The sequence below is a fragment of the Ahrensia kielensis DSM 5890 genome, assembly GCF_000374465.1.
Classification (GTDB): domain Bacteria; phylum Pseudomonadota; class Alphaproteobacteria; order Rhizobiales; family Rhizobiaceae; genus Ahrensia; species Ahrensia kielensis.
The window spans coordinates 263,899-279,110 of record NZ_KB894531.1 but is presented as its reverse complement, the minus strand read 5'-3'; the positions used below and the strand labels follow the sequence as shown (position 1 = coordinate 279,110).

The 15,212-nt window shown below is 48.8% G+C and carries 15 protein-coding genes; 5 read left to right on the top strand and 10 right to left on the bottom strand.

Going from position 1 to position 15,212, the window contains the following annotated elements:
- Positions 1–10 precede the first annotated feature (10 nt).
- The 3 genes from C504_RS0113175 to hemC all read right to left on the bottom strand — a co-directional run bounded on the left by C504_RS0113175 (position 11) and on the right by hemC (position 3,133).
- Complete coding sequence (locus tag C504_RS0113175; RefSeq protein ID WP_018689825.1) at positions 11–1,360, bottom strand: COG4223 family protein; 1,350 nt, start codon at positions 1,358–1,360, stop codon at positions 11–13.
- An 83-nt stretch (positions 1,361–1,443) separates the two neighbouring features.
- The gene (locus tag C504_RS18395) at positions 1,444–2,187 is read right to left on the bottom strand and encodes a uroporphyrinogen-III synthase (RefSeq protein WP_169385127.1); all 744 of its coding nucleotides are present in this window, start codon (positions 2,185–2,187) and stop codon (positions 1,444–1,446) included.
- A 1-nt stretch (position 2,188) separates the two neighbouring features.
- Positions 2,189–3,133, bottom strand: a complete 945-nt coding sequence (gene hemC / locus C504_RS0113165; RefSeq protein ID WP_018689823.1) for a hydroxymethylbilane synthase — start codon at positions 3,131–3,133, stop codon at positions 2,189–2,191.
- A gap of 99 nt (positions 3,134–3,232) precedes the next feature.
- Here hemC and tsaD point away from each other — a divergent pair, with 99 nt between their 5' ends.
- Genes tsaD through C504_RS0113150 form a run of 3 tightly spaced genes read left to right on the top strand, consistent with a single transcriptional unit; the run spans position 3,233 to position 5,801 of the window.
- Entirely contained in the window at positions 3,233–4,315 is a 1,083-nt protein-coding gene (gene tsaD / locus C504_RS0113160; protein ID WP_026317486.1) for a tRNA (adenosine(37)-N6)-threonylcarbamoyltransferase complex transferase subunit TsaD, read from the top strand.
- The gene (locus C504_RS0113155) at positions 4,312–5,307 is read left to right on the top strand and encodes an NAD(P)H-dependent glycerol-3-phosphate dehydrogenase (protein WP_018689821.1); all 996 of its coding nucleotides are present in this window, start codon (positions 4,312–4,314) and stop codon (positions 5,305–5,307) included. The genes tsaD and C504_RS0113155 overlap by 4 nt, the downstream gene beginning before the upstream one ends.
- A 59-nt stretch (positions 5,308–5,366) precedes the next feature.
- Complete coding sequence (locus C504_RS0113150; protein WP_018689820.1) at positions 5,367–5,801, top strand: EVE domain-containing protein; 435 nt, start codon at positions 5,367–5,369, stop codon at positions 5,799–5,801.
- Positions 5,802–5,819: 18 nt separating this feature from the next.
- Here C504_RS0113150 and C504_RS0113145 read toward each other — a convergent pair whose 3' ends face one another.
- Positions 5,820–6,347 carry a L,D-transpeptidase family protein gene (locus C504_RS0113145; RefSeq protein ID WP_245555202.1) on the bottom strand — a complete coding sequence of 176 codons (528 nt, stop codon included), beginning with the start codon at positions 6,345–6,347 and terminating at the stop codon, positions 5,820–5,822.
- Positions 6,348–6,507: 160 nt separating this feature from the next.
- Between C504_RS0113145 and C504_RS0113140 the strand changes: the two genes are divergently transcribed.
- Positions 6,508–7,191, top strand: coding sequence for a response regulator transcription factor (locus C504_RS0113140; RefSeq protein WP_018689818.1), 684 nt, complete (start codon positions 6,508–6,510; stop codon positions 7,189–7,191).
- Between the two features lie 105 nt (positions 7,192–7,296).
- Positions 7,297–7,764, top strand: a complete 468-nt coding sequence (locus C504_RS0113135; RefSeq protein WP_018689817.1) for a cyclic nucleotide-binding domain-containing protein — start codon at positions 7,297–7,299, stop codon at positions 7,762–7,764.
- 12 nt (positions 7,765–7,776) lie between these two features.
- Here the strand turns inward: C504_RS0113135 and xth are convergent, their stop codons facing one another.
- The 6 genes from xth to C504_RS0113105 form a co-directional block, all read right to left on the bottom strand.
- On the bottom strand, positions 7,777–8,589 hold the full coding sequence (gene xth / locus C504_RS0113130) for an exodeoxyribonuclease III (RefSeq protein ID WP_026317484.1): 813 nt from the start codon (positions 8,587–8,589) through the stop codon (positions 7,777–7,779).
- Positions 8,590–8,696: 107 nt separating this feature from the next.
- Positions 8,697–9,326 carry an outer-membrane lipoprotein carrier protein LolA gene (locus C504_RS0113125; RefSeq protein ID WP_018689815.1) on the bottom strand — a complete coding sequence of 210 codons (630 nt, stop codon included), beginning with the start codon at positions 9,324–9,326 and terminating at the stop codon, positions 8,697–8,699.
- Between the two features lie 105 nt (positions 9,327–9,431).
- Positions 9,432–12,083 carry a DNA translocase FtsK gene (locus tag C504_RS0113120; RefSeq protein ID WP_018689814.1) on the bottom strand — a complete coding sequence of 884 codons (2,652 nt, stop codon included), beginning with the start codon at positions 12,081–12,083 and terminating at the stop codon, positions 9,432–9,434.
- A gap of 236 nt (positions 12,084–12,319) precedes the next feature.
- A complete protein-coding gene (locus tag C504_RS0113115) occupies positions 12,320–13,651 on the bottom strand; it encodes an ammonium transporter (RefSeq protein WP_018689813.1) in 1,332 nt (443 codons plus the stop codon).
- Between the two features lie 29 nt (positions 13,652–13,680).
- Complete coding sequence (locus C504_RS0113110) at positions 13,681–14,019, bottom strand: P-II family nitrogen regulator (RefSeq protein WP_083923191.1); 339 nt, start codon at positions 14,017–14,019, stop codon at positions 13,681–13,683.
- Positions 14,020–14,247: 228 nt separating this feature from the next.
- Entirely contained in the window at positions 14,248–15,120 is an 873-nt protein-coding gene (locus tag C504_RS0113105; RefSeq protein ID WP_018689811.1) for an acyl-CoA thioesterase, read from the bottom strand.
- Positions 15,121–15,212 lie beyond the last annotated feature (92 nt).

The window sequence follows — 15,212 nt, the reverse complement described above, 5'->3', positions numbered from 1 at the left end:
TTTGATCGAATTAATTCGCGGATGTGGTTGCCATCGCACTGGTCAGCGCTTGTGCGACCAGCTCATCCACACTTTGCCGTGCCCGCATTTTCTCGGCAAACGCTGCCGATACATTTTTGGCAGCTTCAGGCAGCGTTTCCCACTGCGCAAGCGCACCAGCAAGATCGCTGCTTTTCAACCGTGTTTCGATGCGTGCTGCTATGGCACCAGGTGTTTCGCCTTCAACTTCGCCAACAGGACGCACTTGAACAAGCGAGCGTGCCGATTGCATCAAACGCTCTGTAACACTGGCATTTTCATCAAGACCCTGTCCGGTTGCGACAATTTTATTGGCAACAGATGAAAACTCATCCGACAGCTGGTTTATCGTTGGAACGCCAGCAGCAGCGTAATTGCGCAAGCCATCAATAATTTCTGCTTTTTGCGAAACCGTGGCAAAAGCCTCAAGCTCGGCCATGAAAGAGCCGCCGCGATCAATTGCTGATTTCAGACCCGCAGATGCAATCGCTGTTGCAACACCAGCATTGGTATTGCCATCGGCTGTAATGTCCTCGACACTGACAACACGGCTTTCAAGCGCATTGATCTGCTCGGTAAGTGCGGTTTCAACAGCACTTAATTTCGTGCCTTGCTGGGCGATATTTTCCTCAAGCCCGCTGAGCTGTTCAGTCAAAGCTGATAATTGTTCGCTAACGGCAACCGAAATGCTGCCAGCTTCACCAGTACCGGCGCTTGAAACATTGGATTCAAGTGCGCCGACCTTTTCACCAAGATCAGCAACCGATTGTTCAATGACTTGAATGCGCGTTGTAGCTTTTTCAAAAGCAATCGAAGCTGCACTTAATTGCGCTTCAACATCAGATGACATGGCAGCCGCATCATTATTACCGCTTGAGGTTTCTTCCAGCTTAGCAAGCTGGCTTTTCAACGTCGCAATATCGGTTTCCAGCAATGTGGTGTCTGCGGCCTGTGTTTGCGCGCTCCCAAATGAGGGCAGCACATTGGCCCACTGCAAACCGCCGAGCCCTATGAGTGCAATAAGGCCGCCAATCAATCCGCCCATAACAGCGCCCGAGCCGCCATTACCTGATTTTTTAGCGCTCGGTGCAGCACTTGGCGCAGCCTCTTCCTGTGGGTTAGATGGTGAATCATCAGCATCCGGCTTTTCAGATTTTTTATCATCGAGCGCATCAAACGCTACCGGTTCTGGAGTTTGGCTCTCATCCGCAGGAACATCGACAGAATCAGTTGGCGTCGTATCAACCGACACATCGTCGGTCTCAACCGGCTTTGCCTCAAGATCAATTGTTACAGGCTTTCGCGTGTTCGGGGTGCGGCGTGTATTATTGGACCTGGCCATTTCTGTCTCCAGTTGGGATTGTCTCATAGATATTTAGCATGGTGATAGCAAAGCGAAAGCAGCAAGGACAAAGAATCTTACAACTATGCGTTATAGTGCTTAACGAGGAGATCGATCATCGCATCATCCTTGGGTTTTTCGCATATATATGCGCGGCCTCTTAATGGCTCTGGCAAGCTTAATTTAGCGCGCTCTGATATACAAAAGTAATGTATATTCAGCATCTTAGATTGATCGACAGCCGCTTCAACATAACCCGCAAAAAGCTGCGCTGACACACTTGAGTAAAAACAAACGGCATCAATATTGGTTTTTACGAAGAGTGCATCTAATTTACCAGTTAACTGACTTATTTTTTGCGTGTGATATGTTTCAAGCGCAGTGAAATCTAATTTCAGGCGATCAAGCTCTTCTTCTATGTCTGGTGTGCGAATGGCACCGCAAAGATAAACAACACGGTCTGTGGCTGTGAGTTCGCGTCGAAGTAAACTGATTAGGTTTTGCGCATCCCCATCGGCAGAGCGTACATTTTTAAACCCTTGCCGCAGGGCTTCCTGCTGCGTTGCATCGCCAACGGTAAAAACCCGCAAACTAGATAGTTCTGCCGCAATATCATTTGATAGATAGCGCAGCGCATTAGCGCTTGTCACAATAATAGCGGTTACACCGCGAAACCTAGCGTGATCGGCGATGACAGGTTTCGCAACCATCTGCGTAAAAGGCTGAATGACGACATTGAAGCCAGCGGCTTTCAACTTCTCTGCGGTAACAGAAGCGCCCGGCTCTGGCCTCGTAACAAGAATTGTCGGCGCGTTAGCCTTATTCAAATTATTGCCAGTCCTTGAAAAAATCATCGCCTGCGGTCGCTCTTAGCTGTGCACCAGCGCGCATGCCGATTTCCGCCGCCTCGCCAATGCGCCCTTCCATTTTAATGTCATATGCCTCTGTGCCATCTGGGCGCAAAATTGTGCCGCTAAAAGAAATATGGTCCCCATCAATCGTCGCATAAGCTGCTATCGGTGTACGGCACGATCCATCAAGGGTCGCAAGAAAGGCACGTTCGCACACAAGTGCAATTTCAGTTGGTTGATGTCTTAGCGGTTCAATAAGGTCGAGTACTCGCTGATCACCAATTCGGCCTTCAACACAAATCGCACCTTGACCCGGCGCAGGTGGAAAAATGCTCATATCAATCAGATCAGCAGCAATATCTATCATGCCAAGCCTGCGAAGACCGGCACTGGCAAGCAATGTCGCATCGGCAACACCATCGCTTAATTTTTTAAGCCGTGTTTGCACATTGCCGCGAAAGCCAACAATCTTCAAATCAGGACGCGCACGCAGTGCCAGCGCCTGACGCCGCAAAGAGGAGGTTCCAAGCACCGCACCTTCTGGCATTTCCAGAATGTTTTTTACCGAATGGCTGATAAAGGCATCGCGCGGATCTTCGCGTTCAAGAAACGCAATCAGCGCCAAACCATCTGGCAATTTGGTCGGCATGTCTTTGGACGAATGAACAGCGATATCAATATCACCGCTGGAGAGCTTCGCTTCGATCTCCTCGGTGAAAAGTCCCTTGCCGCCAATCTCGGAAAGCGAGCGATCTTGAACACGGTCACCCACAACAGAAATGACGTGAATCTCGATATCAACAGCATCTGAGCCGTGTGCGGCAATCAAGCGATCACGCACTTCATGCGCCTGCGCCAATGCCAACGGACTGCCACGGGTACCAATCCCGATTTTTTGCGGGGTCGAAGCCACTATTTGCAACCTTTTTCATTCGTGTTAGGCCAAATCCAAGCAGCACGCGGTCCGCTTTGGTCTAGCTGTGTGATGCAACAAACCGATCTTAAGAACAAGCCATCTATTATGCTAACCATATTGGGTATTGAAACAAGTTGCGATGAAACCGCTGCATCTATCGTGCGCGGCGACGCCAATCTTGTCCAAGGTGAAATCCTATCAAATGTCGTCCATAGCCAAATTGACGACCATGCAGCCTTTGGCGGCGTTGTGCCTGAAATTGCCGCACGCGCGCATGTGGAAAAACTCGACGGCATAATTCAACGTGCATTAAGCGATGCCGACTGCAGCTGGGACGATATTGACGCCATTGCTGCGACAACAGGTCCAGGCTTGGTGGGCGGCTTAATCGTTGGTGTGATGACTGGCAAAGCCATTGCTTATGCGCAGAACAAGCCCTTCTTGCCGATTAATCATCTGGAGGGCCATGCCCTCACCGCACGCCTCACCGATGGCATTAAATTTCCCTATTTATTGTTGCTGGTCTCAGGCGGGCATACACAAATCGTCCTTGTGCGTTCGCTTGGCGATTATGAGCGCTGGGCATCAACAATTGATGATGCGCTGGGCGAAGCATTTGATAAGACGGCTAAGCTTTTAGGGCTTGCCTATCCGGGCGGCCCTGCTGTTGAACAACATGCGCTTAAAGGCGATGCAAAGCGCTTTTCTTTGCCCCGTCCGCTCAAAGGTGAAGATCGTTTGGATTTCTCCTTTTCAGGCTTGAAAACAGCCCTGCGCAGACAGGCAACCGAGCTTGGCCCGCTTAAAGAACATGACATTAATGATCTATGCGCTTCGTTTCAACTTGCCGTTACAGAATCGCTCAAAGATCGTGTTTCGCGCAGCTTGTCACGTTACCGAAATGAATTTATCGATGACCAACCAACGCTTGTTGTTGCGGGCGGTGTCGCGGCCAATAAGGCAATACGCACGATGCTGGAGGCAGCATGTGCCGAGCAAGGCTTTTCATTCCTTGCGCCGCCTATCGCGCTTTGTACCGACAATGCAGCAATGATTGCTTGGGCAGGGCTTGAACAGCTGGCAGCTGGTGCACAATCTGATATGGACGCTATTCCCCGCCCACGCTGGCCATTGGATAGCGATAGCGCACCGATTATCGGCTCAGGCAAAAAAGGCGCAAAAGCATGAGCAACAAAATCACTGTTTTAGGTTCAGGCGCATGGGGAACTGCCCTTGCCTCAAACCAAGCCGCCAATGGCAAAACTGTAACATTGTGGGGCCGCGATCCAGCGCAAATGCAATTGATGCGTGAGAGCGGCCGTAACGATAAATATTTATCCGGCGTACAACTGAGCACGAACCTCACCTTTAGCGATGCTTTGCTGGAAAGCATTTCAGGCGCAGATATCATCTTGCTGGTAACGCCTGCTCAAACACTGGCTGATACGGCGCAAAAGATTGCCTCGAGCATCGGTTCCGGTACAGTAATTATTTCTTGCGCCAAGGGTATCGATCAGAACACGGGCGAAACAATGGGGCAAATTCTGCACCGCATTTTCCCAAACCATCAGGTTGCAACGCTTTCCGGCCCAAGTTTTGCCATTGATGTTGCAAGCAATCTGCCCACAGCCGTAACAATTGCCGCTGATGAAACCAAAACAGCGCTGGCGCTTTGTGCTGCACTTTCGAATAAAAATCTACGCTGCTATGCCAGCAATGATCAATTGGGCGTTGATTATGGCGGCGCTTTGAAAAATGTTTTGGCCATAGCGGCTGGCATTGTTCACGGACGGTCCTTGGGCGCAAGCGCTCTTGCTGCGCTCACAACACGCGGATTTGCTGAATTACAGCGCGTTGCACTGGCCTTGGGCGCACAAGCCGAAACATTGAGCGGCCTATCTGGCTTTGGCGACCTCGTATTGACCTGCAGCTCTGAAAAATCACGTAATTTCGCCTATGGCGCCGCCATCGGGCGCGGCGAAGATCTCACACATATGAAATTAGCCGAAGGTGTCAAAACAGCTCAAATTGCCGCTTCGATCGCACAGAATAACAATATTGATGCGCCGCTGATTTTTGCCGTCAATGAATTATTATCTGGCTCTATCAATGTCGATGAAGCCATTGCCCAATTGATGGCCCGCCCGTTAAAATCAGAAGCAGTCATTAAGCCCGCTTGACCAAACCGCTCAATTAGCTAGCTAAGCGATCAAACATAAAGCCCGACAGAGAGTATGTAATGGAAAAGAACTATTGGTTGTTTAAATCCGAGCCATTCAAATGGTCATGGGAAATGCAAAAAGCCAAAGGCGAAGCCGGTGAAGAATGGGACGGTATCCGCAACTATCAAGCGCGCAACAATATGCGCCAGATGAAAATCGGCGATAAAGCATTCTTCTACCATTCCAATGAAGGGCTAGAAGTTGTGGGCATCGCGGAAGTTTGTGCGCTCAGCCACCCTGACACAACCATTAATGACGACCGCTGGGACTGCGTGGACATCAAAGCGGTTTGCGACATGCCAAAACCTGTAACGCTCAAAGCGGTAAAAGCTAATCCCGCACTGGAAAAAATGTCACTCGTTACATCCATGCGCCTATCTGTGCAGCCCGTTACGAAGCAGGAATGGTTGGAAGTTTGCCGCATGGGCGAGTTGGAAAACCCGCCCCTATAAACAAGCTCGAGGCTTAGTTTATCGGCAAACCATTATTGTCGTATCGATTGTCATATATTGGAGTAGCCAACGCATGTCGGCTTCTTCAATTGCGATGCAGCCTTCTGTCGGCTTGTAGCCAGACCTGCAAAGATGAAAGAATATCGCCGAACCACCAAAACGCTTTCGGCCCGTCACTGGCATATTCCAATCCAGAATGATGCCAATGTCATAAAGCTTGTCGTCGCGCATCATCTTTTCATGGGAAGCGCCAAACGGCAGATCGACAGGCATATTATAATTTGGGTGCGTTGGCGCGTCACACCAGCCGTCATTTGGCATAAGCGCTTCAAAGGACAATGTGGACTTTGGCCGTTGCACACGGTCGCTGCGAAAAAACCCGCTGATCGGACGCAAAGGACGGTGCGCTGGCGTTGCGCCATCCCCTTCACGTTTAAAAACGCTGGGACCAGAGCGCCCCAAAGCACAACGGATAATGCGGTTTTGAGCAACAATAATGCCTTTGCAAGGATCACCCGGTTGGCGCTGTACACGGAGAGTTCTCAAAAAGTTCATCGAAATTTAATTGCCCCTCAAGAAAAATACCGCAATAGGTCATGAATTGACGATATTTTACGATTAGCCCTTTGTTGCTGTATATATATTTAAGTAACATATTCGTATCGATGAACATATCGAGACTGAATTCTAGCCGATAAGGTGATCTATGACGACACGCACAGTCCTACTGGTTGATGATGACAACGACCTTCGCGAAGTAATCGTAGAGCAATTGTCCCTTTATGAAGAGTTCGAAGTTTTGCAAGAAGCTTCTGCTGCAAAGGGTATTGAAGCTGCACGCAGCCAAATGATTGACCTCATCGTGATGGATGTTGGCCTGCCAGATATGGATGGCCGTGAAGCTGTAAAGCTTTTGCGCAAAGGCGGCTTCAAATCGCCGATCGTTATGCTGACAGGTCACGACACTGATTCAGATACAATCCTTGGACTAGAAGCTGGTGCCAATGATTATATCACCAAGCCGTTCAAATTTGCCGTTCTGCTAGCGCGTATGCGCGCACAATTGCGCCAGCATGAGCAGTCCGAAGACGCAACTTTTGTAGTCGGCCCTTATACGTTCAAACCAAGCCAAAAATTGCTCTTGGATGCTAATGGCGGCAAAGTGCGATTGACGGAAAAAGAAGCGGCAATCATCAAGTTTCTTTACCGCACAGGCGGCAAGGTCGTTAGCCGCGACACATTGCTTGAAGAGGTTTGGGGTTATAATTCTGGCGTCACAACGCACACACTTGAAACACATGTGTATCGTTTGCGCCAAAAAATCGAGAGCGATCCGTCTAACGCTGCCATTCTAGTGACAGAAAGCGGCGGCTATAAACTGGTCCCTTGAGCAAGCAATAGATGCAGTTTCGCTCTGTGCGATCTTTTCAAATGAACTGCGCTACTATAACAGCCCCTGATGGGCTAATATGGATATCAGTTTAGGGGACTTGCTTTGTCATTGGATGATGACATTCGGATCATTGCATCCGCACAAATTTTCGACGCATTGCACACAGAGCAATTGCGTCTTTTGGCGTTTGGCTCAGAGCGTTTGAGATTTAGCAAGGGTCGCAACATTTTCCGTGAAAATGACCGCGCTGACTGTGGTTTTGTTGTCGCTAGCGGCGAGATTGATCTGGTCCGTTTAGCGGGCGATGAAATGAAAACCGTCAAAACAGTCGGGCCGGGCGCGATTATTGGCGAAATGGCCATGCTCACAGATACCAACCGATTAACAGGCGCAGTGGCCAAGACCGATTGCGAACTGATTCGCATCAACCGTTCATTGTTTCACCGCATGTTGTCGGAATATCCAGAAATCGCAGCCGATATTCATCGTGATATCTTGGAAAGACTCCAAGAGTTTTTAGCCAGCATCGGCACCATGGAACATCGGTTTGACGATAGGCACGATTTTTAAGCGCCAGTGCGCTTAAAGTGCAAAACGCGCAATAACAGGAACGTGGTCCGATGGACGCTCCCAGCCGCGCGCCTCACTAATAATTTCAATATTTTCAAGCGGCGCCACTAGGTTTTCAGAAGACCAAATATGGTCAAGTCTACGTCCACGGTTCGATGTTTGCCAGTCTTTCGAGCGGTAACTCCACCATGTAAAGACGGGTGTTGGCTCTGGAATATGACTGCGAATCAAATCGGCCCAACCACCTTTAACGCGCAAATCTTCCAGCGTTTCGGTTTCAATTGGCGTGTGGCTGACAACTTTCAAAAGCTGCTTATGCGACCAAACATCTGATACCAGCGGCGCAATGTTTAGATCGCCAACAAGAATGGACCCATCAGCTGAACCAGGCTCAGCCGTAATCGCGCGCATTTCTTCAAGAAAATCCAGCTTATGGGCGAATTTCACATTGATCTCGCGATTTGGCTCATCGCCGCCTGCAGGAACATAGAAATTATGGACGCGTATTTTTTTCGTCCCCGTATCAACGATACATTCAATATGCCGCGTATCGTCAATTTCACAAAATTTGCGTTTGTTAATTTCAGTCAGCGGATATTTTGAAAGCGTTGCAACGCCGTGATAGCCCTTTTGGCCGTGGATCGCGATGTGGGAATAGCCCAATTTTGCGAACGCTGCGGCTGGAAAATCGCTGTCAGGACATTTCGTTTCCTGCAAACACAAGACGTCCGGCTGATGTTCATTTAAAAAACTTTCAACCATCTCACGGCGCAGACGCACCGAATTGATATTCCAAGTTGCCAATGAAAACGAACTATCTGCCATGCGCTGATCCTCATAAGTGAGGTTGATCTTGTGCAGACCCAGCGGCAAAAACACAAGCGGCGACACCTGAAAAGGTGCCGCCGCTCACAAATTAGATTTTTTAAGAGTTAGTTGTTCTTTTTAGATTCGCGAATACGGTTGTAATCAATCGCAAATGTGCGTGCGCCAAACTTCACGCCCTCTTTGACGTTAAAGATCATTACCGTGGTATCTTTGCCTTTTGCGTCTTTAATCGTCCATTGGCGCAAATCATAATTCTTAGGGTCGAACATCATGGTGATTTCGCTGTCACCAAAAACTTGCTTATCATGCATGACAATGGTGGTCAGATCGTCGGCCTGCTTAACAGACTTAACTTTGTTGCCGGACAGATCAATTTTATCGCCCAGCACAATCTGAAGCGGCGTTTTGTTTAATGGATATGTATCCCAAGTATCCAGCTTCTTATTGTTCACAACAACGGTGGAGCCATCAGACACCACACGAATTTTCGATGGTTCTTCATAAAGAAAAAGAACTTTACCCGGCCGTTCGATAAAGAACTTTCCGCCCGTTTGTTCGCCCGATGGGCCAAACTGCACAAACTCACCCATCATGGTTTTGACACTTGAGAAATGATCCGCAATCGCTTGAGGCGCATCAGCTCTAGCTGGCGACGATAAGATGGACGCCCCCAAGACAGCGCCTGTGCAGAGCGCAAGAAATGATCGACGTATTAAAGCAGTGTTCTTATTCATAATGTTCTCTTTTCCATCTTGCCCTCAGGGACTTCATACGCAGTTCATAAGGAGATAGTTTGACTGTTATGTGGCGGCAATCCGGCACAATGTTGCAATTATCGCCTACATCATGCCGCCCATTTGTTGCTCTTCTTCCGATGGCACTAAAATATCGCGCTTACCTGCATGGTTTGCAGGGCCGATCACACCTTCATCTTCCATACGTTCAATCAATGATGCAGCGCGGTTATAACCAATGCCAAGGCGGCGCTGAATATAGCTGGTTGATGCTTTGCGATCACGCAGCACAACGGCAACCGCTTGATCATAAGGATCTTCCGAATCGCCCATGCCGCCAGCGCTATTACCGCCGCCAGAGCCCGAATCACCATCGTCTTCGTCATCATCTTCTGTCACAGCTTCAAGATATTGCGGCACGCCCTGTAGTTTCAGGTGCTTGACGATTTCTTCAACTTCTTCATCTGACACAAATGGTCCGTGAACACGCTGAATGCGTCCGCCGCCAGCCATATAGAGCATATCGCCCATGCCAAGCAGCTGTTCAGCGCCCATTTCACCAAGAATAGTTCGGCTGTCGATCTTCGATGTTACTTGGAACGAGATACGGGTCGGGAAGTTAGCTTTAATTGTACCGGTGATAACATCAACCGATGGACGCTGCGTTGCCATAACAACATGAATACCCGCTGCACGCGCCATCTGCGCAAGGCGTTGAACCGCCCCTTCAATCTCTTTACCGGCGACCATCATCAAGTCAGCCATCTCATCGATCACCACGACGATATATGGCATATGCTCAAGATCAAGTGCTTCTGTTTCGTAAATCGCTTCACCGGTTTCACGATCAAAACCCGTTTGAACAGTACGGGTAATTTCTTCACCCTTATCCATTGTCTCTTTTACGCGGGTGTTAAAACCATCAATGTTTCGTACACCGAGCTTCGCCATGTTTTTATAGCGTTGCTCCATTTCGCGCACGGTCCATTTAAGCGCGACAACGGCTTTTTTAGGATCAGTAACAACCGGCGTCAGCAAATGCGGAATACCGTCATAGACAGATAGTTCGAGCATTTTTGGGTCGATCATAATCAACCGGCACTCAGCAGGTGACAATTTGTAGAGCAGTGACAACAACATGGTGTTGATAGCAACCGATTTACCAGAACCTGTTGTACCAGCCACGAGCAAATGCGGCATTTTTGCCAGATCGGCAATGACCGGCTCACCATTTATGGTTTTACCCAGCGCCATTGCCAGTTTTGCTTTGGAATTATCATAATTTGCAGACGCAATCATTTCACGGAAATAAACCGTCTCACGCAAATTATTTGGCAATTCGATACCAATGGCATTACGGCCAGGAACCACCGCCACACGCGCTGCAATAGCGCTCATAGAGCGGGCAATATCTTCAGCAAGGCCGATGACACGGGATGATTTGATACCAGGCGCTGGCTCTAGCTCATACATTGTAACAACCGGACCGGGCCGTACATGAATGATCTCACCTTTAACGCCAAAATCTTCTAAAACACCTTCAAGAACACGGGCATTTTGCTCCAATGCTTCGGGTGAAAGGCTTTCATCGCGCACAGTGTTTTTTGGCTCATTGAGCAAATGCACTGGCGGCAATTCATAGCCATTGTCCTTAATCAGTGACGGCTGGGCTTCGCGTTGAACGCGAACACTTGGCTTTGGTTTCGGTGCAGCAGGCTCAACCCGTGCTGATCCGCCAGAAGCAGGTGCAATTTGTGCAGGCGCTGCAACGCGCGGTGTAGCATCTGGGCGCACATCATTTGGAGCCACTTGCGGCGCCCAATCTTCAGCGCCATCCCAATTTTCGCCAGCATATTCAGCTGAATAATTTGCATCATCAACTTCATAAGAATCTGGTGCAGCATAGCCCATATCTGGCTCAACAGGGTGCCCCTGCGCTGAAGCCTCAAAAGATGGCTCATCATAATGTGCAGCACGCCGTGCCATTATTGCAGCTGGTTTAGCACGCTGTGGCAAGCGGCGGCGAATCGCAGCTTTTGCAGAATAAAATCCATGCATGATCGCGCCCAAGCTAACAAAGCGCACAAAACCTTCGCCCTCATCATGTGCCATGGCATCATGCGGCATATCATTTTCATTGTGTGCTTTTTGTTTCCAAAGGAAGCCAGAGGCAATCGCAATCGACCACAATGCAGGCACAAACAGAACTGCACCGACTAGAAATGCGAAAAAGCCTTGCGGGTAACCGCCAAGAAATAGGCCCGGTATTTTAAGGACCATATCGCCCATAACACCGCCAAGGCCCGTTGGCATTGGCCATGCTTGCGTTGTTGGAAAACAGCCCAAAAATGCTGCAAAAAGTAAGCTGCCTGAAAGCCAAGCACCTAAACGGCGCAGCGCCAAGTTCCAATGATTTCCACGCACAAGCGCATAGCTTTTAAACAAAAGCGGCACGAGAACAGCAAGAGAGGCAAGGCCAAAAAATTGAATAAGCAGGTCTGAAACGGCCGAACCAGCAAACCCCATGGCATTGGTTACAGGCGAATCGGTTGCATGAGAAAAGCTTGGGTCCGCTGCATTCCATGTCGCCAAGGCGGCAATCACAAATACAACGAACAACAGCAAAACCAGCCCGCCAGCAATTTCCGCTTGCCGCCACAGCAAATGGGTCATTTTACTGCTATGGGCTTCTTGTGGAAGCTCATAGGCATCAAAATCCGAATCTGCCGAAGCAAAGCGATCGCGTTTGACCTGCATTTTACGTCCCTAATACTGAATCTACTCAAGGAATTAGGGTTTAATCTAGCCGCGTATGGTTAAGCGCTCATTAACCATGCAAATTTCCGCGTTGTTTACGTAATTAAAAAAGATCCGGCACCAGAAGTAAATCTGGGCCGGACAAGGTGTTGTGATGTAAACATCACGACGGGATGGGAGGATCATTTTGTATTCTTATGAAAGGGGCGAAGCCGCCCCTTCCTATATTTTTTTAATTATGATCGGAATTCTGGGTAGGCTTCGACACCAACTTCAGCTTTGTCGAGACCCATCATTTCATCTTCGGCGCTAGCACGTAGACCAATAACCGATTTGATGACGAACCACACGGCAAACGAGGCAACCAGTGTAAACACACCATAAGCAATGATACCGATGAACTGCGTACCAAATGAAGCACTGCTGTTTGTCCATGGCACGATGATTGTGCCCCAGATACCGGCAAACAAGTGAACTGGAATAGCACCAACAACATCATCGATTTTTAGCTTGTCGAGAAGCGGAACTGTGAAGACCACAATCGCACCGCCAACAGCACCGATAACAAGCGCCTGCCATACGGCTGGGGCAAGCGGTTCAGCAGTAATCGCAACAAGACCAGCAAGTGCACCGTTGAGAACCATCGTTACATCAACTTTTTTGTATAGAAGCTGAAGAAGAACGATTGTTGTTACAACACCGCCTGCAGCCGCGATATTTGTGTTCGCGAAGATACGTGACACGTCTGAAACATCTGAAATTGTGCCCATTGCAAGCTGCGATGCGCCGTTAAAGCCGAACCAACCGAGCCACAGGATGAACGTACCCAAAGTCGCAAGCGGAATGTTTGAACCAGGCATTGGGTTAACGCGGCCTGATGCATCATATTTGCCTGTACGTGCGCCAAGTAGAAGAGCGCCAGCAAGAGCAGCCCAGCCACCAACAGAGTGAACAAGTGTTGAACCGGCAAAGTCTGAAAAGCCCATTTCAGACAACCAGCCAGCTCCCCATTGCCATGAACCGGCGATTGGGTAGATGAAGCCTGTCAATACGACTGTGAAGACAAGGAAAGGCCAAAGCTTGATACGTTCTGCAAGCGAACCAGATACGATAGATGCAGCTGTTGCCACAAACACCATCTGGAAGAACCAGTCAGATGCTGTTGAATAACCTGTATCAAGAAGTGCAGCAGTATCTGCACCTTCAAGACCAACAGGATCAAAGCTATATGAACCGATTGAGCCGATAAAGCCGCCATCAACACCTGTATACATTAGGTTGTAACCAACCAGCCAATACATAATGCCAGCAATCGCAAACAGAGCGACGTTTTTCAAAGACTGCATGGAAACGTTTTTCGAACGCACCAATCCAGCTTCAAGCATTGCAAAGCCTGCCGCCATCCACATGACGAGAAAACCGCCGATGAGGAAAAGCAATGTATTGAGAATATAAGCAACGTCCGGCGTAACTGCCGGTGCTGCGTCCTGCGCAAATGCAGGCACTGACAACAAGCAGGCAGCGGCGCTACCCAACACTGTCAGTTTTGAAAGTTTAGAAATGGTCATGTAATTTTCTCCTGACGAAATGCTGCCGCTTAAAGCGCTGCAGAATCCGTTTCGCCGGTACGAATGCGTACCGCATGATCAATGGAATAGACGAAGATTTTGCCGTCACCGATTTGGCCGGTTTTTGCAGCACCAGTGATGGCTTCAATAACTTTGTCAGTTAGATCGTCATCGATCACCAATTCGAGCTTTAGTTTTGGCAAGAAACTCACGGCATATTCAGCACCGCGATAAATCTCTGTGTGGCCCTTTTGACGGCCGTAACCTTTGACTTCTGTCACGGTAACACCCTGAACGCCAAGACCGGTAAGTGCTTCACGCACCTCATCCAGCTTGAAAGGCTTAATAACTGCCATGACTATTTTCATGCGCGTATTTCCCCAGTTTCATTTTGTGATCCGACACCATGTCGGGCTCACTACGAAAAACACGAAACCGTGCTTCGCTTCACTGGGGACTATTCACGTAGCGTGCCAAGTCGAAAATTTTTATTTAACTATTTGTATTTTATAACAAATATTCCATTTAAACGCGAATACATTCAAAAATGCCCAACATTTGAACAGATGAAAAAATAGGCGGCACTTAGATTCTGCCTAATTTTTAGGCTTAACCTGCCGAATGAGGCCTTCTTGTGCAACAGAAGCAACCAATGAACCATCACGGGCATAAAGCGAGCCACGTGTGAAGCCGCGCGCGCCTGAGGAATTTGGGCTATCTTGACTATAAAGCAGCCAATCATCCAGCTTGTTGGGCCTGTGGAACCACATGGAATGGTCAAGGCTGGCAACCTGCAGATCACTATCAAAAATTGACCTGCCGTGAGCAAAAAGCGCCGTATCAAGCAAAGTCATATCCGATAAGTAGCCAAGAACCGCAGCCTGTACGACACGGCTATCGGGAACATCCCCCGTTGTTCTAAGCCACATATCTTGAAGCGGCGGCAAAGGGTCCTTGCTCATATAATGCTTTAAAGAAACAGGGCGAAGCTCAACAGGTCGCTCACGGCCCCAATATTTTTTCACATTCTCCGGCAGACTATCTTTGATTTGTTCAACCAATGCTTTTTCGCCAGCCAAATCTTCCGGCATCGGAATGTTAAGAGGCTGCGGCATATAATGCTCCAACCCGTCTTCTTCGATTTGAAACGATGCAGACATGGCAAAAATTGGTTTTTCATCTTGATGCGCAACCACACGCCGCGTTGTAAAACTCATACCGTTACGAAGTGTATCAACATGATAGTCGATCGGCACATTAGGATTACCAGGCCGCAGGAAATAACAATGGATCGAATGGACGAAGCGGTCACTTGCAACCGTGCGCTGCGCAGCAATAAGCGCCTGACCGATCACCTGTCCGCCAAAAACCCGCTGCCAACCTGCTTGCGGGCTGCGACCACGGAACACATTGTCTTCCAGATGTGTAAGGTCCAAAGTTTCTAATAGCTCATCCATGGCAGCAGACATCGGTTTTTCCTTGTATTCTCATCGATGGAAAATTACTAAGTGTCTTGCTACAAGGAAGGCGTATTAAGTCAACTGCATACACGGGTTCACGC

Bases quoted from the DNA above. Each gene is read 5' to 3' on its own strand.
- C504_RS0113175 (WP_018689825.1), bottom strand. From the start codon at position 1,360: ATGGCCAGGTCCAATAATACACGCCGCACCCCGAACACGCGAAAGCCT.
- tsaD (WP_026317486.1), top strand. From the start codon at position 3,233: ATGCTAACCATATTGGGTATTGAAACAAGTTGCGATGAAACCGCTGCA.
- C504_RS0113155 (WP_018689821.1), top strand. From the start codon at position 4,312: ATGAGCAACAAAATCACTGTTTTAGGTTCAGGCGCATGGGGAACTGCC.
- C504_RS0113150 (WP_018689820.1), top strand. From the start codon at position 5,367: ATGGAAAAGAACTATTGGTTGTTTAAATCCGAGCCATTCAAATGGTCA.
- C504_RS0113140 (WP_018689818.1), top strand. From the start codon at position 6,508: ATGACGACACGCACAGTCCTACTGGTTGATGATGACAACGACCTTCGC.
- xth (WP_026317484.1), bottom strand. From the start codon at position 8,589: ATGGCAGATAGTTCGTTTTCATTGGCAACTTGGAATATCAATTCGGTG.
- C504_RS0113125 (WP_018689815.1), bottom strand. From the start codon at position 9,326: ATGAATAAGAACACTGCTTTAATACGTCGATCATTTCTTGCGCTCTGC.
- C504_RS0113120 (WP_018689814.1), bottom strand. From the start codon at position 12,083: ATGCAGGTCAAACGCGATCGCTTTGCTTCGGCAGATTCGGATTTTGAT.
- C504_RS0113115 (WP_018689813.1), bottom strand. From the start codon at position 13,651: ATGACCATTTCTAAACTTTCAAAACTGACAGTGTTGGGTAGCGCCGCT.
- C504_RS0113110 (WP_083923191.1), bottom strand. From the start codon at position 14,019: ATGAAAATAGTCATGGCAGTTATTAAGCCTTTCAAGCTGGATGAGGTG.
- C504_RS0113105 (WP_018689811.1), bottom strand. From the start codon at position 15,120: ATGTCTGCTGCCATGGATGAGCTATTAGAAACTTTGGACCTTACACAT.